Origin of the sequence: Halopenitus persicus (assembly GCF_900107205.1) — an archaeon.
In the GTDB taxonomy this organism is placed as follows: domain Archaea; phylum Halobacteriota; class Halobacteria; order Halobacteriales; family Haloferacaceae; genus Halopenitus; species Halopenitus persicus.
Genome location: NZ_FNPC01000007.1, coordinates 89,849 through 114,615, shown reverse-complemented (window position 1 = coordinate 114,615; position 24,767 = coordinate 89,849). Strand labels below are relative to the sequence as shown.

At 57.5% G+C, this 24,767-nt stretch carries 16 protein-coding genes and 2 pseudogenes; 4 read left to right on the top strand and 14 right to left on the bottom strand.

The window, feature by feature from the left end:
- The first annotated feature begins 43 nt into the window (after positions 1-43).
- Positions 44-802, top strand: a complete 759-nt coding sequence (locus BLV25_RS12265) for a sugar phosphate isomerase/epimerase family protein (RefSeq protein ID WP_092733675.1) — start codon at positions 44-46, stop codon at positions 800-802.
- 297 nt (positions 803-1,099) lie between these two features.
- On the opposite strand, the gene BLV25_RS12260 is transcribed toward BLV25_RS12265, so the two are convergent.
- From BLV25_RS12260 to BLV25_RS12250, 3 genes are all read right to left on the bottom strand, one after another.
- On the bottom strand, positions 1,100-2,776 hold the full coding sequence (locus BLV25_RS12260; protein ID WP_092733672.1) for a transposase: 1,677 nt from the start codon (positions 2,774-2,776) through the stop codon (positions 1,100-1,102).
- Between the two features lie 80 nt (positions 2,777-2,856).
- On the bottom strand, positions 2,857-4,104 hold the full coding sequence (locus BLV25_RS12255) for a digeranylgeranylglycerophospholipid reductase (RefSeq protein ID WP_092733669.1): 1,248 nt from the start codon (positions 4,102-4,104) through the stop codon (positions 2,857-2,859).
- A 94-nt stretch (positions 4,105-4,198) separates the two neighbouring features.
- Entirely contained in the window at positions 4,199-4,531 is a 333-nt protein-coding gene (locus tag BLV25_RS12250) for a DMT family transporter (RefSeq protein ID WP_092733666.1), read from the bottom strand.
- Positions 4,532-4,614: 83 nt separating this feature from the next.
- Here BLV25_RS12250 and BLV25_RS12245 point away from each other — a divergent pair, with 83 nt between their 5' ends.
- Entirely contained in the window at positions 4,615-5,403 is a 789-nt protein-coding gene (locus tag BLV25_RS12245) for a TrmB family transcriptional regulator (protein ID WP_092733663.1), read from the top strand.
- Between the two features lie 290 nt (positions 5,404-5,693).
- Here the strand turns inward: BLV25_RS12245 and BLV25_RS12240 are convergent.
- From BLV25_RS12240 to BLV25_RS12225, 4 genes and pseudogenes are all read right to left on the bottom strand, one after another.
- Positions 5,694-7,359, bottom strand: a pseudogene (locus tag BLV25_RS12240) (transposase).
- Between the two features lie 79 nt (positions 7,360-7,438).
- Positions 7,439-9,079 (bottom strand): Mur ligase family protein, encoded by a 1,641-nt coding sequence (locus BLV25_RS12235; RefSeq protein ID WP_256335717.1) that lies wholly within the window; start codon positions 9,077-9,079, stop codon positions 7,439-7,441.
- Positions 9,076-10,242, bottom strand: coding sequence for a poly-gamma-glutamate biosynthesis protein PgsC/CapC (locus tag BLV25_RS12230; protein ID WP_004977674.1), 1,167 nt, complete (start codon positions 10,240-10,242; stop codon positions 9,076-9,078). Before BLV25_RS12230 ends, BLV25_RS12235 begins: the two co-directional genes overlap by 4 nt.
- 53 nt (positions 10,243-10,295) lie before the next feature.
- Complete coding sequence (locus tag BLV25_RS12225) at positions 10,296-10,709, bottom strand: response regulator transcription factor (RefSeq protein ID WP_004062125.1); 414 nt, start codon at positions 10,707-10,709, stop codon at positions 10,296-10,298.
- Positions 10,710-10,819: 110 nt separating this feature from the next.
- Here BLV25_RS12225 and BLV25_RS12220 point away from each other — a divergent pair, with 110 nt between their 5' ends.
- Positions 10,820-14,740, top strand: a complete 3,921-nt coding sequence (locus BLV25_RS12220; protein WP_092733657.1) for a PAS domain-containing protein — start codon at positions 10,820-10,822, stop codon at positions 14,738-14,740.
- 256 nt (positions 14,741-14,996) lie between these two features.
- Here BLV25_RS12220 and BLV25_RS12215 read toward each other — a convergent pair.
- Positions 14,997-16,578 (bottom strand): annotated as a pseudogene (locus BLV25_RS12215) (transposase).
- A gap of 240 nt (positions 16,579-16,818) precedes the next feature.
- Between BLV25_RS12215 and BLV25_RS18165 the strand changes: the two are divergent.
- Positions 16,819-17,175: a hypothetical protein gene (locus BLV25_RS18165; protein ID WP_092733654.1), complete on the top strand. Its 357-nt coding sequence runs from the start codon at positions 16,819-16,821 to the stop codon at positions 17,173-17,175.
- Positions 17,176-17,217: 42 nt separating this feature from the next.
- On the opposite strand, the gene BLV25_RS12205 is transcribed toward BLV25_RS18165, so the two are convergent.
- From BLV25_RS12205 to BLV25_RS18160, 6 genes are all read right to left on the bottom strand, one after another.
- Positions 17,218-18,912, bottom strand: coding sequence for a potassium transporter TrkG (locus BLV25_RS12205; RefSeq protein WP_092733651.1), 1,695 nt, complete (start codon positions 18,910-18,912; stop codon positions 17,218-17,220).
- 1 nt (position 18,913) lies between these two features.
- Positions 18,914-19,597, bottom strand: a complete 684-nt coding sequence (locus tag BLV25_RS12200) for a potassium channel family protein (RefSeq protein ID WP_092733648.1) — start codon at positions 19,595-19,597, stop codon at positions 18,914-18,916.
- A gap of 87 nt (positions 19,598-19,684) precedes the next feature.
- Positions 19,685-22,045, bottom strand: coding sequence for an amino acid permease (locus BLV25_RS12195; RefSeq protein WP_092733645.1), 2,361 nt, complete (start codon positions 22,043-22,045; stop codon positions 19,685-19,687).
- Positions 22,042-22,482, bottom strand: a complete 441-nt coding sequence (locus tag BLV25_RS12190; RefSeq protein WP_092733642.1) for a universal stress protein — start codon at positions 22,480-22,482, stop codon at positions 22,042-22,044. Before BLV25_RS12190 ends, BLV25_RS12195 begins: the two co-directional genes overlap by 4 nt.
- Before the next feature lie 119 nt (positions 22,483-22,601).
- Positions 22,602-24,170 carry a TrkH family potassium uptake protein gene (locus BLV25_RS12185; protein WP_092733639.1) on the bottom strand — a complete coding sequence of 523 codons (1,569 nt, stop codon included), beginning with the start codon at positions 24,168-24,170 and terminating at the stop codon, positions 22,602-22,604.
- 215 nt (positions 24,171-24,385) lie between these two features.
- Entirely contained in the window at positions 24,386-24,589 is a 204-nt protein-coding gene (locus BLV25_RS18160; protein WP_394327124.1) for a double zinc ribbon domain-containing protein, read from the bottom strand.
- Positions 24,590-24,767: the final 178 nt, after the last annotated feature.

Here is a 24,767-nt window from a genome sequence, read left to right as displayed (position 1 = left end):
CGCACGGCGTCGGCGAGTCGCTTCCCGCAGTGGAGGTCAGTCGATGACACGACTCGGCGCCGCGATGGACATCCGCTTCACGGAGTCCGTCCCAGAATTCCTTGAGCACATCACAGCCCTCGGTCTCAACCACGTCGAATTCAAACGCGAATACCTACATGGTCACCCGGACGCACCAGATGCGGACATGCTTGGTGAACTCGCGGACGACTACGGAGTCAGTGTAACCCTACATGCGCCGTTCCGTGATTGGAATCTCGGTAGCTTCAACGATGCATCGCGCGCCGCTGCCGTCGAACAAGTGAAGGCAACGCTCGACGACGCAGCCACCTGTGGGGCGGGCGCGGTTGTCGTCCATGGCGGCTCGGTCCCGGAACGCTATCCCACGTACGTCCACGAAAAAGCCTATCAAAACGCCCGTAAATCACTCGCCGAGTGCGCCGCCCACGCCGCAGATGTCGGTGTCCCACTCTGCCTCGAGAACCAGCCGCCCAGCGCGTCGAAGCGTCGATACACAACCACCCCAGACGACTTCCGCGACCACCTCCGCGACAACGACGGTCTCGACGTGACACTCGATGTCGGACACGCGAAAGTAAGCGGCCACGGTTGGAAGGCATTCCACGACCACATCGACGAGCACGTACGAGTACTCCACATACACGACAACGACGGTGAGAGCGACCAACACCAACCACACGACCACGCCGAAGAACTCATCGCAGCCGTTAATCCCGACTACGCAGTCCTTGAACTCAAGCAAGTTGCCGATATTGAACGGTGCGTCATGCCGACATCATAGTCCATGAGAACCGACTAAACAGTTTATCCAGACTGTCCCCTAAATGGGACCATACGACATCCAGATCATATGCATTGAGACGAGCAGTCGCAACTATTGGTGAAGTTGGAAGTTGAGACTACAGCGGGTATAGCGGGTGTATAATGCGTGGTTTCGGCCGATTCAGTGATCGGAAACCGACTCAGATTACCCTCCAGACGGCACATTCTGTTGAACTTCCAACCATATGCGCGAATTTCCGCGACTTTCGACAGCGTAGCCACTCAGACGCCGGGCTACCACGGGTAGAGCTCCTCGCTATCCGGTTCCGGTTTCCTTCTTCACCAGCGTCAGCGTATTGTCGGCTGTTACGATCGGCGAGTGTTCGTACTCACCAGTCAACTCAACCTGCACGAGCAGATCGACAGCTCGCCAGATTGAGTACAGGAGACACGCGAACGCGAAGTAGAAGAACCGTAGCCCGAAATCCTTCGACGTCGTCGCCGCCATGAACCGCTTTATCGATCTGTACCCGCTCTCGATTTCCCACCGATACCCGTACTCAGTAAGGTGCCCACTCCCGCAATTCGTCATGAACACCGAGTATTGCCGGTGGTCGTCGTGCTCGGAGTCTTCTTTCCGGCGGTAGATCAGCGTCGTCTCGTGCCACTCATTCTTGCCGAGGTGGAGCTTCCGGTCGGTCTCGTATCGGTCCTGGTCACGCTGGAGCAATCGCTTCGCTTGGGCCTTTTCGCTGGTCTGCACCCGCTTGGGAACGACATAGGAAAGCCCGCGCTGGCTGATCATCTCTAGAACGTGCTGGCTATCGAACTCCCGGTCCATCAGCAGGTTATCGACGTGAACGAGCTCTTCGGCCGAATCCAGCAAATCCTCCACTATTTCTAGTCGTGACTCGCCTTTCCGTACCGGGCGGGCATCAAGGACGAGTGGGACAGCGTTACCGACCAGCTGGACTGTCGACCACTGGTACGCGTATTCGTCGGTTTTCTCCTTCGTCCCGATAATCTCATCTTCGTGCCCGGCGCGGTCACCGGTGAACGGGTCGGACTCGGTGATGTCGATGGCGATGATACCAGCTCGGAAGAACTCCTCCGTCTCTGCGACTCGATCCAAGAGGCGACCCACGGCTTGGCGGTACATCTCGCGTATCTGCTTGATGGAGAGGTCCCGCACATGCTCGCGATGGGCGTGGCCGAGCGGCGTCCGTTCCCGATTGGACTCGTGGATGAAGCTCCGAGCGCCCTCATTGACGGCGAGGTTCTCTCGAAGTCCGAGATAGGTCTGGAGATCCCAGTAGGCGTTCTCGTGTATCTCGCAGCCCTCGCCTCGGTCCAATGAGAACGCCGGGAAGACAATATCGCTGACGTGATCAGTGACTGTCTTGGCCCGCTCTAATACGGTCTGGTCATCAGGATCCGATTTCGGACTCTCTTTATTATGTCTGCGGCTCTGTCGGTCCAGTTTGCGCGGGACTGAGACGCCCGCATTCTGGGCTTTGATGAGAATCGTTCGCGCTGCGGTCTCGACGGTGTCTTGGAGATCAGTAGTGAAGCGGTGGTGCCAGCTGCGCCACAGGGTTGATTGATTCGGCACCGACTCTAAGGCAAGTTGATCACAGAGATCGGGACGCTGGGTGAGATATTCGACGAGGGCAGTCTCATGATCCCAGCCATAGCATTCTTTCAGCAGGAACAAGCGAAACAGTGTCTCCATCTCGTAGCTCGTCGAACCTGCGTATCGGTCATGAGCATCGAACTGGACGTATTCGATCGGTAATGCGTGGACGAATGGTTCAACGGCCTCGTGTTTGTCTTGTTGAAACCACGTTTTTGCGACGGCGCGGACATCCGACTCCAGTGCGGGAAGCGACGAGCGATCGAACAGCGGGTTGGACTCATACGTTGGCCAGTCGACATAGGAGTGGTGGGCGATCTGGCGAAAGACTGTTCGACGTGACTCGGGGGTCATAGCCATGTGGGTACTGATAGTAAAACGTCCAAGACCAGTTGATTATGATCGAATAGAAATTGGATTCATCAGCGGAAGTGTTGTGGTTAGCTGAAGTAAGAGGCAATTCCAGATTGTGTTTCTCGCCAGTATTTCCAGAGATAGGAAAAATCAGTAGGATACAATAGTTTTAAAATTTCCCGCTTGCTGCCATCGTTAATATCTGAAAGGGTATCTCGAGAGAGCTTGTCCAGATCTCGCATAAGCTGGTCGTACCGTTCGTTTGGTGCAAGGTATAGCAACCTCGTCATCATCAACCGTCGGTCTTGTCTGGGAGCAACTTGCTCCTTCCAGAGGTCGTCGTAGACTCCCATCTCCTTAGCAGAGGTGTCTTTCGTCCTCGTCAGACAACGATCGGCTGTCATCGCAGCTGCTCGAGCTGATTTCATACACTTGTAGATTCCCTCTCCCCAGACAGGATCAACCGATGGGACAGTATCACCGATCGCTATAAACGAATCAGTACTCATCGATCCGGGGGGCTGTACATGTGCTGATCCCCGAACTGGACTCTCTGCGATTTGTCTGGCGTTCTCAAACCGTGGGTCAGTATCGAGCCAATGTTCGAGATACCCGTCGACGGTGCGATCGTGAATGGCGTTTTCTTGATAGCGTTTATTCTGGATGTAACAGATACCGACTTTTGCTGTGTCGTCACCCGTATGGAAGATCCACGAATAACCTCCAGGGGCGTACTCGTGGTCCAACCGCAACATCATCGCGTCAGTGAGATCAGCAAACTCGGGATGATTGAGATCGACGCCTTCGAATAAGTATTCAATACCAATCGCGTGGTTCTCCCGCTCAAGATTGGCTATCCCCAGATCTTTAGCCAGTGGCGCAGCCGGACCCGTAGCATCAATAACGATTTCTCCAAAGACCTCCTGGTCACGATTATAACGGACACCAACGAGGTCGCTATCTTCGACGATCGGGTCACGAACACGAGCATCAAACCGATACTCAGCACCCTTGTGACGACCATCCTCGACAAGGAACTTCTTGAACGCCTCGAAGTCCAAGACAAAGCCCGGCTGGTCCTGGATAAAGTGTTCATTGGGAGATTCAAGAACTACTGATTCAGTCGCGTGCATAACGACGTCGTCCGGGATGCCGAAGGAGGTCATCATTGACGCAAACGTTCCGCCGGTAGATTTGTTACTTTGAGCAGGGAACTCATCTTCTGCTTCGGTTTCCAAGACGACAACATCGTACCCACGGTCAGCTAAATCTCGTGCGCACTGCGCCCCCGCTGGCCCTGCCCCAGCGATGATTACATCATAGTTGTTTGACATCGTTGGAGAACAACTACTCAGGAGATGACGAACAAGATGTTGGAACATAGTGCCACTTTTCGGTTGTTTCTACACCGACCCGGGGCCCACCATCTTAGTGGGCAGACATCTGTGACACCACGTTAACGCAGTAGACGCCGCCGATAATGAGGGTGATTCCGAGAAGGCCTGCCAGATCAACTGGCTCATCAAAAACAACGGCCCCGATACCTGCCACACCGACAATACCCAATGCTGCCCATGTCCCATAGACGACACCCATCGGTAATTCCTCTAACGTCAGGGATAGTAGATAGAACGCCGCCCCATATCCGAGGACAACCCCAATACTGGGAACCAGTTGTGAAAATCCATCGGAGAGTTTGAGGGCAGTTGTCCCGAATAATTCGGAGAGTATTGCACCAGCGAGCAGTACGTACGGATGCATATCGTTAGGTCTCGAAGCCCCCGATATACGACTACTGAAACAAAACAGCACTTACAATTTGTTTAGAGGCACAATGACAAAGCATGACGGAATTGAGCGAGCTTGGACTCTCAAGTTACGAGGAGAAGGCCTATCGAACCCTTCTCGTAACAGGAGCAGTGACGGCAGCTGAACTCTCTGATACTAGTGGGGTTCCAAAAGGCCGTATCTACGACGTACTAAACGGCCTTGAAGCTCGCAAGCTGATCTGGAGACAGTCAAGCGATCCAAATCAGTACGTTGCCGTACAGCCAGAAACCGTCGTCGACAGGCTTCTGGCTGAACGAGCGTATGAACTGAAACAAGAGTGGGATCGTTACCGGGAGAAAGCAGAAACAGTTCGTTCGAACCTTTTGCCGACACCACCAACAGAGAGTAGTTTCTGGCTTGGATCGCTCGGGAGTGACGAAATGAGTACAGCACTCCAGCAGCATATGCGAACCGCGGAGAGCGTTGTCAAAGCAGCCGTCGGGCCTCCCTACGAGGATGCGACGTGGGAGACACTCCAATCTGAAGTGGAAGGCTTTTTCGAGGGTGCTAATACGGATTTGTCTGTTGACCTCCTCTTCAGTGAAAAAGCAGTTACCGTACTCCCCGACCGATTCCCACATCTAATTGAAAACCAGCCTGCAGACATAACTGTCAGAACGACTCCTGAGATTGCGCTTTCGTTTGATATCGTGGACAATGTGGAGACGACGATCGATGTGCTACATCCAGTATCTGGTGAAGACAGGATCGGTGTGATCGGGATCAAAGATTCGCAAGTAGTCTCCGAGTTTGAGCAGTACTTCCAACGACTGTGGACCGATGCTGTTCCCCTCCTTGAGTGAGACAGTGATGATGGAAGGAAGACGTGATTGGTGTGATTGACTCAAACCGATATTGCCTCTGTGCATTGGGAAGACCAGTCTCAACTTTTGATCGGGGTGTGGAAGTTGAGACTACAGCGGGATTAGCGGGCCTGTGATGCGTGGTTTCGGCCGAGTCGATGAGCAGAAACTGATTCAGATCGCTTTCTGAACGGCCGTTATTGTTGGATAGTCAATTTATTCGAGGTGTTTTCGAGATTGCGGGTAGTGTAGCCACTCAGACACCGCGCTACCACGGGGAGAGATCCTCGCTATCCGATTCCAGTCTCCTTCTTCAGCAGCGTCAGCGTGTTGTCGGCTGTTACGATCGGTGAATGTTCGTACTCACCAGTCAACTCAACCTGCACGAGCAGATCGACAGCCCGCCAGATCGAGTACAACAGGCAGGCGAATGCGAAGTAGAAGAACCGTAGCCCGAAATCCATCGACGTCGTCGCCGCCATGAACCGCTTTATAGATCTATAGCCGCTCTCGATCTCCCACCGATACCCGTACTCCGTGAGGTGACCACTCCCGCAATGCGTCATGAACACCGAATATTGTCGATGGTCGTCGTGCTCTGAGTCTTCTTTTCGACGATAGATGAGCGTCGTCTCGTGCCACTCGTTCTTCCCGAGGTGGAGCTTCCGGTCGGTCCCGGTCACGCTGGAGCAATCGCTTGGCCTGGGCTTTCTCGCTAGTCTGCATCCGCTTCGGGACGACGTAGGAGAGCCCTCGCTGGCTGATCATCTCCAGGACGTGCTGGCTATCGAACTCTCGGTCCATCAGCACGTTATCGACGTGAACGAGGTCCTCAGCCGAATCGAGCAAGTCTTCGACGATTTCCAGTCGTGTCTCCCCCTTTCGGACGGGGCGCGCGTCCAGCACGATTGGGACGGCATTGCCGACCAGCTGTACTGTCGCCCACTGGTAGGCGTATTGGTCACTCTTCTCTTTCGTTCCGATGATTTCGTCTTCGTAGCCCGTCCTGTCACCGGTGAAAGGGTCGGCTTCGGTAATGTCGATGGCGACGACTCCGGCTCGAAAGAACTGCTCTGTCTCCGCAACTTCGTTTAGGAGCCGAGTGGTGGCCTGCTGGTACATCGCTCGAATCTCTTCAATCGAGAGGTCTCGAATCTGCTCCCGATGAGCGTGCCCCAGCGGTGTCCGATCCCGAGTCGACTCGTAGAGGAAACTACGAGCACCTTCGTTCGCAGCCAGCCGCTCGCGAAGTCCGAGATATGTCTGCAGGCCCCAGTAGGCGTTCTCGTGGATCTCACAGCCCTCTCCACGGTCCAGAGAGAACGCGGGAAAGACGACACGGCTGACGTGCTTGGAGACTCTATCGGCGTTGTCCAGAATGGCTCGATCTTCTGGAACCGATTCGTCCACGTCATCGCAACGAGCCGGGAGGATCTGCTCCGGTTCGCGGGGGACGGTGACGTCGGCGTTCTGCGCTTTGATGAGGATCGTTCGAGCCGCTTTCTGGACCGTCTCGCGAAACTCATCAGTGAAGCGTGTGTGCCAACTGCGCCAGAGTGTCGATTGGTCAGGCACTGTCTCCAGCCCAAGCCGCTCGCAAAGTTCCGGATGACTTTCGAGGTACTCGTAGAGTGCTGTTTCGTGCTCCCATCCGTGAAGTTCTTTCAGAACGAACACGCGAAACAGGGTGTCCATCTCGTAGTGTGTCGGATCCTCGTAGCAGTCGTGGGCCTCGAATTGGAAGTAGGCCAGCGGAAGTTCGGAGACGAACTGCTCAACAGAGATGTGCTCATGGTGCGTGAACCAAGCTCCTGAGACGATCCGGACATCCGACTCTAATCCGGTAAGTGAGGTGCGGTCGTACAACGGTGTCGAATCGTACGCTGGCCACTCAACGTACGACAGTCGTGCAATTTGTCGAAAGACGGTTCTCCGAGATTCAGTAGTAATGGCCACTACCGGACAATCGTTCTGGCCCCCTCAAGAACACGTCTACATCTAACGAAAAGGCCCGCTTCTTACAGAAGCTGACGTTTTATTCGTGATCTTTTGGTTTAGTCGCTTCCGCGCTCCCCTGTTCAGAAATGTCAACAGCTTCGCTTGCCGAGGCAGCCTGTCTTTTCTCTTTCACTCGTTGTTCAATCGACGCCTGCATCTCACGCATAAACTCGTCCACCGTGTTACCCATGAGGATGACCGGTCGGCCATCGGTGAACAGTTCAGTTAGAACCTGCTCTGGGTCCGCATTTTGACTGTGGCACTTGGTTGGAACATCGACGTTTTCGGCGAATGCGCGTGTGTTAGCCCCACCGATGTGAGCTTCATCGATTAACTCTCGCTCGAATAGCAACTCGATGTATTGAGCAAATGACGCTGTACGCCCCCGCCGGTCTCTTCGGAGGTACACGAACGGGGTGATATATTCGTCATCGACGAGCACCCGTCGAACCATTTCTGTACTTTCGACGTCGTTCACCTCGGCTGCATTGAAGATGCACCCGTCTTCAATTTCTATCCACGTTGGTTGGATCGCACTGAGGAACGATTCGATTTCCTCGGCTGGAAGTGGCGGTTCGCCAACAACATCTAACACCGCATTGACTGCGTGAATCGTTTCAGAACCGATTAGCCCTTCGTGTTCGTCGGGAATATCAACCTGCTCGATAGTCCCTCCGCGGCGTTCGATCTCTTTTTGCATATATTCGTGCAACACCGGGTGTTGCTCGCCGCTCACAACATGTGTTCCCGCTGGGACCGACCGCGCAAACGAACGTGCAAGGTCTGTCCTGGTCTTTCCAAGGGTATCTGTGTGGTCCTGACGGACGTTTGTTAACACGATGATGTCCGGATCGGTCAGACGCTGGTTGAACAGCCGGGTCGTGTATTCTGTGATACCCTGATTCTCGAAGATAGCGACGTCGTCCGGCTCGTACGCATCGAGTTCGGGAACGAACTCAGCGATGAGACTGATATTCTCGTAGAGCGTCGTTCGAGGCCCCCGTCGTTCGATAGGATGGACCTCGCCGTTGTGGATCAGTAGTGGATGGTTGCCGGTGATCTTCGTGAGCGTGTCGTACCCTCGGCGGTTGAAGACGTCGTCGAGCCGTTGGGTGGTTGAGGATTTACCGCGGGTCCCCGAGACGACAATCTGGGTATCGATCTGATCGAGGACCTTACGATGTCGAATACCTCTCGTTGCTTCACTAACCAGCCCTGTTAAACTCGACGAGCCGACTTCGATTGGCTTCGGGCCAGTCTTCCACTCGTACTCTGCCCCAACCAAGAACATCGGCAGCGCCCCCGCCGCATAGTCGAGGAACTGGTCCGCCGCGGACTGTGCTGCCATTTCGGTCGAGAAGCGATCGGCACTATGTCCCAGTACCCCGTTTGCAGTTTGGAGCCGCCAGACCCAGTTGTTTCGTTCCTCCGGAAGCTCTCCTGACGGTGTGGCCTCTTGTTCGACGCTTATGTCGGGCGCGTCGACATCGGTGTCTGGGAAGGACTCCTCGTGTCCCGATATTTCTGCAACAGCGGCGCGAACAATGTCAATTGCATCGCGTGCTGCTCGGGATGTGTCGTAGTGGCGGCTGCCGGTTGCTAGTACCTCCGCTGGGCCCCTAAGACGCCACGACCAGCCGAACCCACGGCCGTAGATCTCGAAGGCAGTCCGACTCATGTTTCACCCCCTTCAGAGAGAACCGACGCAGAGAGGACCTCATCTTCACCCGGGGGTGACACAGTATACCAGTACGCGACACCCAGGGCAGCCACCCAGAGAACCGCTGCAATCCCCAGGACAGGCAACGTCAGCTCTTGTGGAAACCCACGAGGTTGGGGAGCACTGAACAGTCGAGCGACGATCAAAGCGGGGACAAAGACCACGATCTGAAGCGGGACGACGAGGCGGCGCTCGAATGGTGCCGACGCATGCGCGTTGTACGCCCCAACACCTGCCAAAATCGCAGTAAAGAACGCCGACAGCCCTCGCTCAATTGGTACGACAAACGTCAGCGATACTGCGGCGAAGATCGCGACTGCGACAGTCACTCCGAGAAGCACTCGTCCGTACCGGAGTGTGAGGTAGTTCGACAACTGGATGAAACCGAACGATAGCGCAAGCAAAAGGACGTACAGGATTACGAGCCAATAGCTCGCTAGCGCGTAAATCGCGAGGAGGACCGCACCAATGATTCCGACCCGAACACCGAACCGGCCCCGGAGCCGTTCAGATAGAACCAGCCCACCAGCGAACAGTCCGGCCACAATCTTTCGAGGGAGGATGACAGATTCGGGGTCGATGGGCACTGCAACACCTTTGTAGATAGCGACGTCTGCCGTCGAAGAGAAGAGGACTGGGGGCGTCAGCGCACCAAATTCACGCGCATATCCATTGGAAACCAGTACCCAACCGAGCGCAGTGAGGGTAACGAACAACCCGATACTCGCCAAGAGGTCGTTTCGGCGATACTCCGGCTTGATTCGATGGTAATTGTACGCTGCGAGTCCAGGGAGAATACTTCCCAGAAACGCAACCACTCCCACCTCAAGTCCTAATTGCAGGATGAAAAAGAGCGTGACTACTGGAACGGCTGTGCCGATGACCATCGCTGCGATGAGCTCGTCACGACCAAATATCAATGTTCGACGACGGAGGATCCACAGGCCGACGTACGCGGCTGCCGCGCTCAACACAAAAACGGGGAGCATGACGAAGTTCTTCAAAGAGTACACGGCAAGAACGGGAATGGTGATTGACCCTCCCATACGATACCCGGTGAACTGAGTGATGGCCCCGACGCTCAAGAGACCGATAACGGCGACTAGTGTGGCCACCCACATTGTGACTATCTACCAGCTAATGCACCTTTACTGTTTCAATTCTGTACGGTCGCTTACTGGAGAGTTTGCTGTACACGTCCGTACAGTTCGGATTTATTGAAGGGCTTCGCCAGGAAATCGTCCGCGCCTGCCTCGAGCGCTCGAACGATGTCCTCCTCCCGACTCCGAGATGTCAGTATAATAACCTGAATGTCCTGCATCTCGTCGTTCTCTCGGATATGGTCCAGAACCGAAAACCCGTCCATCTCTGGCATCATGACGTCGAGAATGACCGCTTTCGGTAATGAATCCGGGGACTCTTCTAAGTACTCCCATGCCTCCCGACCATCTTTTACAGTCTCCACATCGAACTCCTCACTGAGACTAACATCGATCATCTCTCTGATGTCTTCGTCGTCGTCGGCAGCCAGAATTTCCGCAGGCATACTAGCAGCGTATCCGTCCCGTTTCCTTATATTGACCGACATACCACAACTCCCTCGGTTATTGCGCTTTTCAGTCGTCAGCGACCTCGATAGCCCACGAGAGTGTCTCGCAAGAAATATTTAACCAGTTAGACAGTCAAATCTCTGTAACTGTGCTCGGTACTACTGACGAACTGGACAATCCAATCCGCGTCCTCTACGTGAACTCCGATCCCGCGTTCGCGGAGTTGGTTCAAACCAAACTCCAACAGACGAGTACCGAGATCGACTGTATACCTGCCGACGGTATCGACGAAGCACTGCACCATCTTGCTACGGAACGAATCGACTGTATCGTAACGGCGTACTCGCTCGAAGATGCCGACGGCATCGAGCTTGCAGAGTCGATTCGGCAGCGGAACGACGATATCCCGATAATCCTCTTTACTGGAAAAGGCAGTGAGGATATCGCGATCGAGGCGACTCGGGCCGGCATCTCTGACTACATCCCAGTCCGGTCGGAACGTGATAACTTCACACTACTCGCGGCCCGCATTCGAACGCTCACAAGGGCTGCTCGCAAACGCACGGAGGCCGAGCAGACGAAACGGCGCTTCCGACGAACGCTCGAACGCGCAACTGACGCGATTTACGCCGTCGATAGCGATTGGCGCATCGAGTATATGAACGAGAAAATGGCTGATCGAGTCGACCGTGAGTCCGACGCGGTCGTCGGGGAAACCATCTGGGAGGAGTTCCCCTCGATCGTTGGGACGGAACTCGAAGATAAGTATCGAACGGCGATGGAGACTGGTGAACCAGTATCGTTCGAACAGCATCTGGAAGAGCCGTTCGACTACTGGGTCGAAGTGCGAGCGTTCCCAGATGACGACGGGCTGACTGTCTTTTCGCGTGAGATTACTGCCGAGCGAGAGCGGGAACTGAAGCTAGAGCGCAGTGACGCGATTCTGGAGAACATCCACGACGTCGTGTTCGTCCTCGACGAGCAAGGTGATATCGAGTTCGCGAATACGGCTGCAAAGCGGTTGCTCGCCGGAGATCAGTCGGCCCAGCTCTCAGGACAACAGCTCGAAACGGTCGTCGGTGACCGCGTTAGCGATTCCGATGCATCGCGATTCTCCCAAGCAGTCGAATCGACGCTCGACGAGATCGAGAGCGATGGTGGGTCCACCGGGTTGTACGATGCAGACCTCCAACTCGACGTCGTGGCCGGGACCAGCGAGCGGACATTCGACGTCCGGGTAACCCCGTTCCAGAGTCGCAAAAGTAAGCAGGTTCTCGTTGTCGCTCGAGACGTGACCGAACAAAGCGAGGTAAAGCGGCAACTGGAACGAGAGCGGGACGCACTCCAGGACCTCCAGGCGGTCATGGCAGAAAGCGATGTCTCGGCCGAGTCACGCCTCCAGAATCTCCTTGAAGTCGGTTGCCAGACGCTCGGACTCGAAATCGGTATCGTCTCGCGGATTCAGGACAGCGACTACACGGTCGAAGCAGCTCACGCACCGGAAGCCGATATCGAAGCTGGCGATCAGTTCGATCTCGAATCGACGTACTGTGCGGAAGTCGTCGGCACGGATTCGGTCTGTTCGTTCGTAGACGCCGTTAGCGACGGGAAAGAGACGCATCCTGCCTACCGTGAGTTCGAGTTAGAATCGTACATCGGCGTGCCACTCGTCGTCGATGGCACGCGTTACGGAACCGTCAATTTCTCGAGTCCGACGACACGAGTCGCGCCGTTCGGAGCGCTCGAACGAACGTTCGTCGAGCTAGTCGCGGAACTGGTGAGTGCCGAACTCTCGCGTCGTCGTGACCATACCGAACTCGAGCGCCAGGGGTTCCTGTTCGACCGCGTTCAGGACATCGCGGATGTCGGTATCTGGGAATTCATCCCATCAAGCGGCGAGCTCATTTGGTCTGACGGGGTCCGTCAGATTCACGGTGTCGACGAGGACTACGAGCCCTCCCTCGACGACGCGATCGAGTTCTACCACCCCGACGACAGAGAGACGATTACCGCAGCAGTCGACCGAGCAATCGAAGACGGGGAACCGTACGACCTCGACCTCCGAATCGTTCGACCCGACGGCGAGGTGCGTGACGTTCGGGCGTGGGGAGAATACGTCGACGACACACAGCGCGGCGACTCAGCACTTCGGGGCGTTTTTCAGGATATAACGGAGCGAAAAGCGAAACGCCGTGAGCATCGAGAGCTCGCAGAGGAATACGAGGCGTTGCTCGAAACGTCCGGGGACGCGATATTCTTGCTTGACGTCGATACCGCTGGTGAGGACCCATCATTCGAGTTCGCCAGACTCAGTCCCGGATACGAGTCACAGACCGGAATTACGACCGAGGAAGTTCGTGGCAAGACCCCACGAGACGTGTTTGGCGACCAGGAAGGTGCTGAACTCGAGGCTAATTACACTCGTTGCGTCGATCAGGGGGCCCCAATCTCGTATCGCGAAGAACTCGACATCGGTGACGGTGCGCAGTTCTGGGAGACCAGCCTCGCACCGGTCGTCGTCGATGGCGAGACTGTTCGAATTGTGGGTATCGCTCGAAACGTTACCGAGCAAGTCGAACGAGAGCGTGAACTCGAAGCGACGAACCAGCGACTGGAATCGCTCATCGAGGCCACGCCACTCACAGTTATGGAGATCGACACGGATGGGACCGTCATCCGCTGGAACGACGAGGCTGAAACCATGTTCGGCTGGTCGCAGGACGAAGTGCTTGGCGAGTTCAATCCGATGGTCCCGGACGAGCAGCAGGAAGAGTTTGCCTCACACCGGCAGCGCGTCCTGAACGGCGAGCGAATCCGAGCAAAGGAGATACGGCGAGAGACGAAAGACGGAGATGAACTGGACCTGCTCTTGTCGGTCGCGCCGGTTACAGGTCCCGACGGAGAGACTACGAGCATCCTCGCCGTCTTGGAGGACATAACCGAACAGAAACGGTTGGAAGCTCGCCTCCGCTCGCTTCAGGACACCGCACAGCAGCTGAGCGGCGCTGAATCAAGCGACGAGATCGGAGCGATCGCCGTCGATGCCGCGGCCGAGATACTCGACCTCGATATCACCGGAATTTGGGAGTACGACGACCGAGAGAACGTGCTCGCCCCAATTACGGAAACGTCCGAAGCACGAGACCTGTTTGGCGAGTCTCCCCGGTTCACTCCTGGAGACAGTCTCGCTTGGGACGTGTTTGAGTCCGGAGAAACCCAGGTATATGATGATATCCAAGCTGAGGGGCAACCCCATAACCCGAACACAGAGATACGGAGTGAGATTCTCGTCCCACTAGGTGAGTATGGGCTCATGTCGACGGGGTCAGTTTCCACGCAGGTCTTTTCTGAGACGGACGTCGACCTGTTCCGGATTCTTGGTGCGACTGTCGAGGCAGCACTCGCACGAGCGAGCAGGGAAGAGGAACTACGCCGACAGAACGAGCGACTCGACCAGTTCGCGAGCGTCGTTGCCCACGACCTTCGGAACCCGCTCTCTGTCGCAATGGGGTTCCTCGAAATCGCGGAGGAGACCGGGAAGGCGGAGCACTTTGAAAAAGTAGAATCCGCACACGACCGAATTGAACGACTCATCGAGGACCTCCTGACGCTGGCACGTGGGGAGACGACGATCGAGGATGCAGAAGAGATCGACCTCGAGAGTATTACAACGGAGGCGTGGGGATACGTCGATACTGAGGAGGCAACGCTTACAGTCGCAGATGGAATTCCGACAGTCACCGGGGATGCAGGGCGGCTGACCCAACTCTTCGAGAATCTCTTCCGAAATGCAATCGAGCACGGTGGTGCCGACGTCACGGTGACCGTGGGTGGACTAGACGGAGACGATGGATTCTACGTTGAGGATACCGGCAGCGGGATTCCCCAGGAGAAGCAAGACGACGTGTTCAAACACGGCGTCACGTCCAGCGAGGGGGGAACCGGGTTCGGGCTCTCGATTGTGGCCGACATCGCGAAGGCGCACGGTTGGACGGTTTCGGTGACAGACGGAAGCAATGGCGGGGCACGGTTCGAGTTCAAGCGGTCGAATAGTACCCGTTGTCAGTGAGCAAACCGTGCCTGCGGTCTATGCATTGAGAGAACCAGTCTCAACTATTGGCCGGGGGGAAGGTGCCCACAGTTTCGGAGGATAGGCCAGTTTTGGATCAAATCATCATCAAGTCGTGGTGATTCTCACCGATCAAGCATCGATTTGGAATCCTCACTGTCTAACTGACAGACGAACGTACGAGATCACGTGAGTTTTGGCGCTACTGAATAGGGTTGCCACTCCCGAACGGCAGACTCAGCGAGGGCTCAGCCGGTCAGTCGTGTGGAATCAACGCCGAGGCAACGAGCTCAACACACTCGCCCGCAGTCAACACTGGTGTGTAGTCCATCTCGTCGTCGACGCCTGCTTTCAGCAGAAAATCGGTCAGCCGCCAGATATTGTATAAAAGAACCGCGAACACGAAGTAGAACAAGCGAACGCGATAGTCTTTCGAGGAAGTCTTGGTGAGAAAGTCACCTTTGATCGATTTGTACTCGCTCTCGATCTGCCACCGGCGGCTGTAGCGCTGACAGAACGTCTCAGCTTCCTCGGGACTGACTCGTAGGTTCGTAGCGAAGACGGCCGTTCCCTCCCCACTCGTCGACGGCACGTACAGGAGCCGCATTGGATGCGATCCAGATTCGACAAGGACAGAAGCCGACTCAACAACCACCTCTTGGTTGTCTTCCTTCATTTGTTCAAATACATCCCGTTCGGAGCTGGAGACCCGCTTCGAAATGAGGTAGTTCACATCAAGGTTTGAGAGTGTCTGGAACACTTGTATCGAGTCAAACTCTCGATCACACAGCACCGTCTCGATTGGACCGTGCTCTTTCGCTCGTCGAACGAGCCGTCGCACAGTACGATGGATCTGATTCGACGGGTTCTCATCCCACTCAGAGCTCTCTCGAACCGGTTCCACGGCAAGAACGAGCGGGATATTCTGTCCGATGATTGAGAGCGTTGCGAATTTGAAGGCTCGACTGTCTCTGTCTTTGGTCCCGCTGACCATCGGCATCTCCTCAGTATCCCCGTAGTAGGGAATGGTGGTGATATCGATCGCCGCAGTGACTGGCCGGCGGAACGATGCTTCCGAGGCGATCACTGAGAGCAAGCGGTCCGTCGTCCCATTGAAGCCGTTCACAAGCCCTTCGGGATCGAACTGCTTGACGGCGCGGAGATGGGTGTCACCGTGAGGCCAATACTCTTCACCACGCCGGTACTGGAAGCGAGTCGCTCCCTGCGCGGTGCTACAGCGGACCATCCCCATAAACGTCTGTAACTCGAAAAATTGCCGTCCTCGTAAGAGGCGTTCGACGCTCGACTAGAGTCGAAGTAACCGAAGTGCGTGATCACGCGCGAGGTGCGTCGTCTGAATAATCACCTCCTGTGAGAAAGAGTCGTCCTCTACTGTGTCTGTATCTTCTTGGTATCGTCGACAATCTCTGCTTTTGGCCGCACCTCCGGCACTGAGTGTCGCGATCGTGGACCTCTTTGACAACGAAGTGGGCGGCAGCGTGGACGTATTCGTGGATCGCGTCATCGAACCGATTCCGCCATGCCCGTGTGAATGCTGATTCGTCGGGCACTCGGCTGAAGCCGAGGATTGTCGCTACCTCTGGTTGCCGAGTGAGTCGTCGAGAGAACTCTGCGTACGAATCACCCGTTATTTCCATAAACACGAACGAAAGAACCATCGCGTGAAAAGAGAGCGGCGTAGGATGCCACGCAGGATACTCGTCTTCGATCGCGTCTAGCGAATGCTCCAGATCCTCTACCGCTGTGACGAGGTCGGCATTTTTGAGTTCATTTCGGATAGTGATCCCGAGCTGGTACGCTTCGCACAAAGAGCGCATTCGTCGAGCCGAACTGGGATGTGAACCGTCAGAACTCTACATACGGGAATTGAGAGATTATGAAATTAACGTACTGAGATCGTATGAGGGTAAACCAAGTGCTGATAATCAATTTTTGGTTTTATTGATGTGAGGGGCATAAATCTGGAAAACACCTCCAAAATCCTGTCCAACCGCCATATACCTTTGTAGCCATCTCTACCACAGATCATTATATGACTGCGGCCTCAATCTCGGTCTATGACTCGTTCCTCAGAGCGTCCGACACCCCCGGAAGGACTCCCGTCAGAAGTAATCGACGCACTAACCGATTGTACACCGGAAGAGCTTCGGAAAGCGATCGTCCATGCTCAGGAATTGCTCCATTTCCACGGAGAGGCGGAGCTCCCCATCAACGCAGAGGTTAATGACGATATCCTCCGCGTTACAGAACACGAGGGCTACACAGAAGTAGTGAAGCAGTTCCGGTGTGCGGACGGTTGCGACGACTGCCCACACGGACCTTACCTTTACCACGTCACGGAGGAACCGCATCCGGACGGAAGCCACAAAGTCCACTGGTCGTTCATGGGACCGGTCCACTCTCAAGAGGAGTAACTAAGCGAAAACAACCGTCCCTTTAGATGGGCCGAATAGTGATCATGGATTAAGGCCCCAGATACCAGCCCGAACGAACACGAGCACCGGAATGATCTCCAGTCGCCCAATCCACATATTGATGACGAACATCCCCTCAGCCAGCGGTGACATCGAAGGACCCGTAATTCCTGAAGATAGTCCGACGTTCCCCTGTGCACTGGCGACCTCGAACAGTGCGTCGGCGTAGCCGAACTCCGGGCCGGCGACGTTGACGAGAACAAGGCTCCCGATAACGAGTGCGACGAGCCACAGGAGAGTGACGATTGCGGCTTCGCCGAACTCGCGTTCCATCGTCTCTCGGTCCAGCGTCCGGTCGCCGATGCGCGCCGTGACGACGGCGTTTTTCGGCAGGAACACGCGGGAGAACTGCCAGGCGATACCGCGACCAACCGTGTATCCGCGGACGATCTTGATCCCGCCGACGGTGGACCCCGCAGCACCACCAAGAACCATCGCACCAACGACCATCACCTTCGCGCCAGCGATCCAGCGGCCAATTGGGGCCGATTGGAACCCGGTACAAGTCAAGGCGCTGATCCACTGGAATGTCGAGTCTCGAACGGCGTCAAGCTGTATTCCGTCAAGGAACGGCACGGGGTACGGAATGAACGAACTCGTCGTGAACGCGTCCGAAGCGGTCTGAACGGATGCGAGGTTCTGTATCGAGAGCACAACGACGCCGATCCCAAGAAGCGCAAACAGCCACCGGGTCTGGAGATCTGCGACCAGTTCGTGTACGTTCCGTTCTTTGAGCACGATGTAGTGGATGGGGAAGGCAATGGCGCCGAGAATCATAATCGGCAAGAGTGTCGCCTCCACCAGCGGGGAACCGTATGTCGCGATCGAATTGTCGGTGACGGAGAATCCTCCCGTTGTGAGCCCTGTCATAGCATGATTAAGGGCCTGCCAAGCAGTCTCCCCGGGTGAAAGCGACTCGGAGTAGGCACTTCCGCTGGCAGAGATCGCTATAAACAGCATTAGGAAGGCGAGCAGTGTGTACCCGACGACGAGCTTCCAGACCGTCCGGACCGTCGAGACGACGCTCGGATGGATCTTCTGCTCTCTAGCCTCACTCCGATAGAGCGCATAGCTCCCGCTGCCGGGACGCGAGAGGATTGAGACTGTGAGGACGATGACGCCGACGCCGCCGACCCACTGGATGAATGACCGCCACCACTGTACCGCCCGCGGCAGTGACGGCTCGTGGATCGCCATCGTCAGCCCGCTCCCGGTCCACCCGCTCATACTCTCAAAAAAGGCGTGTAACGGGTTGCGGAAGTACGCAAGACTAGAGAGGGTGGTGGTCCCGCTGACGCTGATCGGCTCCCATGAGGCCGTGTCTGCGGCGATGGGAACGAACGTGTCCATAACGGCCGGCGGCGTCAGCCACGCCGTGAGGAACAACGGGAGGGCCCCGAAGACAGCAACCATAAGCCACCCGCCGGCGGCGATCACCATCCCGTGTTTCATTTTCGGTTCTGACGCGTCGGCGAACCGTCGATTGGCCACCCCACCGACAAGCGCCGTCATCCCGCCTGCGACAAGGAACCCGAGCGCGGCGTAGAGTTCGCCGAATACAAGCGCAACGACGACGGTGATCGTCATCAGTCCGGACTCCATCAGGAGCAGCGAGCCGATGTCACGGGCGATGACACCCAGATCGGATGGGAGTCGGCCGCCTTCCGGTTCGGACATCTCAGTCGTGGCCCTCCACGTGACCAAAGACGTCCGTCACCTCCGGGGTCACACCGATCCCCGAGTAGACTGTGAGCAGATCGCCAGCCTCGATACGCGTGTTCCCGCGCGGCGTAATTGGCGTGTCCTCTCTGTCCCGCTCAACGGCGACGATCAAGGTTTGGCCGCCGATGAGGTCCGCCTCATCCGCCTCTCGCAGCGTCTTCCCAGCGATCGGCGCGTCGGGTCCGACGGTGATCTCGAACACCTCCGCCTCCTCGCCGATGTGCATAAAGTCAATGACCGATGGACGGCTCACTGCCCGGTAGAGATATTCCGCGATCAAGCTCTGTGGATTCTGCATCGTGTTGACGCCGATCTGTTCGAACACGTTCATATGCTCAGGGTTGTGGACGACTGAGACGATGTTCGGGATCGACAGCTCTTGGGCCAGCAGACATACCATAATGTTCGTCGCGTCCTGATCCGTCGTCGAGATGAGGGCGTCGGCCCGGTCGGCTCCAGCGTCCTGTAGTGTCTCTTTTGACGTCGCATCGTCGTTGAGCACGAGACAGTCATACTGTCTCGACGCTCGTTCGGCCCGTTCCTCGTCGCGCTCGATGACGACGACTTCGTTGCCGGTGTCGGTCGCGAGATCGACGAGCGGTGTTCCGATGTCGCCCGCACCTACGACGATCAGATACATATTACGGCGGTTCAGAGGCGACCACTGAAAGCCTGCCGTTCCATAATACAACAGCAATACGAACGGTGTCGATATCAGTGGCGCCGATCAGTTGTTGGTCTCGTCTCCTTCAACCGGCGGCGTCGACGGCTCGGACGTGACACCGGTGCCGGCGCTGGGGGCGTCCTCTACCCCGCTCGGCGTGTTCGCCCGGGCGCCGCTCCCGAACAGTCGGGCCCGAATCCCGCGCTCGTCGCGCTTCTCGGCGAGCAGCACGGAGCACTCCACGTCGTTCAGCACGTCCAGCACGAGCGATCCGCTGACCAGCCGCGAGAGCAGCCCCTTCTGGGTCGCGCCGATGATCAGCATCGTGGCATCGTGCGCGGCGCGGTCGATGCTGTCCTCGACGTCGCCGCTCTCGATCCGCAGCGTCGCGTCGGCGAGGTCGTGCTCGGCGGCCCACCCCATAAGGAACCGCCGACCGGCCGCCTCGTCGTCGGCAACGTGCAGCAGAGTGACCTCGCCGTCGAACTCGGTTTGGAGCATCTTCGCGACCGCGCCGGAGAGGTCCGAGGCCGGCCCGCCGGCGGTCGGCACCAAGATCCGCGAGGGGTCGAACCCGCGGTCGCGGAACACGAGGAAGTCGGAGGGGAGCGAGTGCGCGAGCTCGTCGACCGCCGTCTCGGCGCGCCCGGGCGCCCCGTGGGAGTCCTCGCCCCAGCCCATCACCGTGAGATCGGCGCCGTAGGTGCGCGCAGCGTCGAACACCTCCTCGAACACGCGGTGCGAGAGCACGACGTGGGTCTCCACGTCGACGCCGAACGTCTCGGCGTCGTCGCGGGCCTGCTCCAGCAGTCCGTGCGCCGCCTCGTGGGCGCCGCGGTCGCGGGCCGCCTCCAGCGAGGTCTGGTCGGGCACGTTCGCGATGTTGACCGCGACGACCGTCCCGTCGCGTTGCTTGGCGATGGCCGATGCGAGCGTGATCAGGTGCTCCTCGGTCGCGGGGTTCGCGAGCGGCACCATCACGCGGTAGTCGTCGCCGCTCGGCTGGACCGACGTGGCCGCCGACACGGCCGCCTTCGGGAGCTCGTCGGAGCGGTCGAGGATCCACGCGCCCAGCACGCCCCGCGACTCCACCTTCCCGCGGGCATACAGCAGGTACCAGAAGACGGCGAAGGCGACGAGCCCGAACGAGATCAGGATGATCGTCGGTTCGATGTAGATGATCAGTGCGAACGACGATATTGTCCCGATGATCGGGACGAACGGGTAGAAGGGGACCTCGAAGTCGGGGTCGTACCCCTCAACGCCGGACTCCCGCATCACGATGAGCGCGAGGTTGAGCAGGCCGTAGACGATGAGGTGGAGGACGGAGCCCATCGTCGACAGCGACTCGACGCCGCCCGCGACGAGGAAGACGAGGATGAGCGCGCCGGTGAGCGCGATCGACTTGTACGGGGTGCCGAACCGCTCGTGGATCTCGTTGAGCGTCGGCGTGACGATCTTCTCGCGGCCCATCGCGAAGTTGATCCGCGACGACGAGAGGATCGACGCGTTCGCCGAGGAGGCGGTCGCGAGCAGCCCGCCGATCAACAGCATCCCGGCGCCGACGGCACCAAGCGAGAAGCCGAAGATCGAGTAGTTACCGAAGAGGAGTTCGGCGGCGTCGACGACCGCGGTCTCGTTGTTCGCGACGAGCTCGTTCGGCACCGCCGCGAGCAGCACGAGGAGGAACAGCGCGTACACGACCGTCACGATCACGACCGAGCCGAGGACCGCGAGCGGGAGGTTCCGCCCGGGGTTTTTGATCTCCTCGGCGACCGAGGTGATCTGCACGAAGCCGAGGTACGAGACGAAGATGATCCCCGTCACCGGGAGCACCTGGCTCGTCGTCCCCGGCGGGGCGAGGGGTCGCAGTGAGTCCATATCGGCGTTCAGCAGGCCGACGACGGTGAAAACGGCGAGAATCCCCAGAAGCGACATGACGATGACGATCTGGAGTCCGCCGGTCTCTTTCGCGCCGAAGTAGTTGACCGCGATGAACAACAGCGCACCGGCGAGGCCGATCACCTGTGCGGCCTCTAAGGTCACCGGGCCGAGGCCGACGGGACCGAGCCCGACGAGGGCGTTGACGTACTCGCCGAAGCCGTACATATAGAAGGCGGACGCGAACGCCAGCCCAAGCCAGTTCGCCCACCCCGCGACGGAGCCGAACATAGGGCCGAGCGCGCGGTTGACGTAGAAGTACGCCCCGCCGGACTTCGGCATCGCCGTTCCGAGCTCGGAGGCCGACAGCGCCGTGAACAGCGCGATGACGCCGCCGAGCACGAAGGTGAACGCCGCGAGCGGCCCCGCGCGGGCGACCGCAGTGCCGGGGAGGACGAAGATACCAGCCCCGATCATCGTCCCGATCCCGATTGTCAGGGCGGCGAGCGGGCCGAGGTCCTTGGCCAGTTCTTCGTCGCTCATTCGCCCGGTTCCTCGCTCGGGAGAGCGATCACGGGGAGAGGTGCCTTCGTCACCAGTTTCAGTGAGAGATCGCCGGAGAGGAACTGCATAAGCCGGTTCCCACCTCGCGATCGGTAGGCGACCGCACTCGCGTTGACCTCGTCAGCGGCATCGAAGATTGCACCGACAATATCGCGAGCGTACGCCGTATGCTCGCCAGCGTCCGGAAATACGCGTTGAACCGCGGCGTATGACTCGGCCGCAAGTTCCTCGGACTGCTCAACGGGCGTCTTGTCAGGGACGCCTTTCCCCTTCTCGACGACATGTAGCGCGGTCACGCGATCCGGGTCGTAGGGGGCGAGCGCACGTGCGGTCGCTAGGGCGTCTTCTTCGTGAGCGACCGGAAGAAGTACGTGTCCGAGCAGATCCTGTGTGTCAGTGTCGTCGGTGCTCGTCATACGAATACTACTATCCTCGTCAGTTAAGAATATCAGCTCTCCACGTTGAGGATTCGAGAGGCTGTTAGAGAACCAATTAGCCGTAGAAGAAGCCCAATATGGAATGGATCGATCGGGGGTCACCGGTTATCAGTCGCCGAAATAAACACTGCGAGCACCGGGACGATCTCCAGCCGACCGATCCACATCAGAAACACCATCAACAGCTTCGACGTGTCGGGGAAAAACAAATAACTCCCGAACGGGCCCAAGCGACCGAACCCCGGGCCGATATTCCCGATCGTCGCGAGCGACGCGCTTGTGGACTCAAGCATCGTTAGCTGAATCCCGATCCGTGCGGCGTCGAGGGAAAGAAACACCGCCGAGATGCCGAATAGAACGAGGTACAGGATGGTGAACGCCATAATGCCGCGAATTGCATCCTCGTCGACGACGCTCCCGCTGAGGCGAACGGGCTGGACGACATCGGGGTGTGCGGAGGTGAACAGTTCCCGCCGGATCGCCTTTCCAACGATGAGCCACCGCACAATCTTTACGCCACCGCCGGTCGAGCCGGCGGAGCCGCCGATAAACATCACGAACATAAGAAAAATCTGTGCGTCGGTATCCCACTGTACGAAGTCGGCGGTCGCGTACCCGGTGGAGTTCAGAAGTGACACGATCTGGAACGTCGCCTGTCGGAGCGAGTTTTCCGCGACCCCCTGTGTCGTTCCACCCAACTCGATGGCCGGCGCCGCGCCGCGGAACAACAGCACCGCGAGGATGGCGGTTACAATTGCGATCGCGCCGGCGTACGCTCGAAATTCTGCGTTCTCCAGCACGATCTCGATCTCGCCACGTAATACGTGCCAGAACAGCGCGAAGTTGACGCCGGCGACGACCATAAACGGAATCACGACCCATTGGACGGCAGCTGAGAACGCCGCGATACTGTCGGCCTCCGGTGAGAATCCACCGGTTGGCAGCGTCGTGAACCCGTGGGCAATCGCATTGAACAGGTCCATATTTGGCGCCATTCCAGCGAGGTGGAGCCCATACAGGATCACGATGTACACCACGGTGAACCCGAAGTAGATTAGCCAGAGCGCGCGTGCCGTCTCCGTAATTCTCGGCGTGAGTTTCTGGAGTTCCGGGCCCGGTGCCTCCGACTCCATCAACTGCGCGCCGTTGACCGCGACTTCAGGAAGGATGGCGATCATCAGCACGATGATTCCCATCCCGCCGAGCCACTGCGTGAGTTGTCGCCACATCAGCACGGCGTGTGAATGGCGGTCCGTGCTGATCTCCCCGAGCACGGTTGCGCCTGTGGTGGTGAACCCGCTCATCGATTCGAACAGGGCGTTGCTGATCGACCCTGTGAACGCGCCGACCGATCCAGTCTGAAGTCCAACTGTCGACGCCGTGCCGTAGCCGGCGAGGAGGTAGGGGACGGTGCCGATGGCCGCAGCGGCGAGCCATGCGAGAGACACAAACAGCAGCGCCTCTCGGGGCCCGAGGTCTGGATCCGGGTCGACTCGCTCGACCATCAATCCGAGCGCGGCGACCAGCGCCATCGAGACCAGAAACACCCAGACATCCTCACCGTAGGCAATCGCCACGACCAGCGGTACCAGCATCGTGACAGCAAGATATTTGATTCCAACCCCGAGAAGCCCCACACTCGCCTTCCAGTTGACCCCCCAAGACATATTTATTCGATCGATATAGCGGTGACTCGTTCGCTGTATTAAACTGTCGAAGAGGAGGTTACAAGCGAAGATAGACGATCAGTTTCCTTGCGCTGCGACACCCGCAAGGACCTTGCTGGCGGGGATTCGCAATATCGATCGATGTGAAATCATCCGTGGCACAGTGCGGGTGTTTGATCGCAGATTCGCCGAACAACTCTAGTCGGCGTGGTAGACTACTCGAAGAGGAATGTTTCGTATTCGGTGCCCCCACAGTCAGGACACGTGTTTGTCTCTGTCTCGATCGTGTTCCCACAACGGCGGCATTCGATAGCGACAGCAGAACGGCAATATGGACACGTTTCGAGAGCGACGTTAATGGTCGTATCGCAAGACGGACACTCGACAGACGGAGATTTCCTTGACCAGAAAGGAAGCATCCTCTTGAGTATCGGTAACGCCATTCTGTACGTTCCTCGTTTTCTACTCGGTGTACGCTTGTATCCATCGGGAGTGTTTGAGAGCTCTATTTCAGATGACACGACCCAACGACAGAACCGATACTCAATGAATTGGGTCACTCGAAATCACTGCTGTCACAGCCCTCCAGAGAATCTT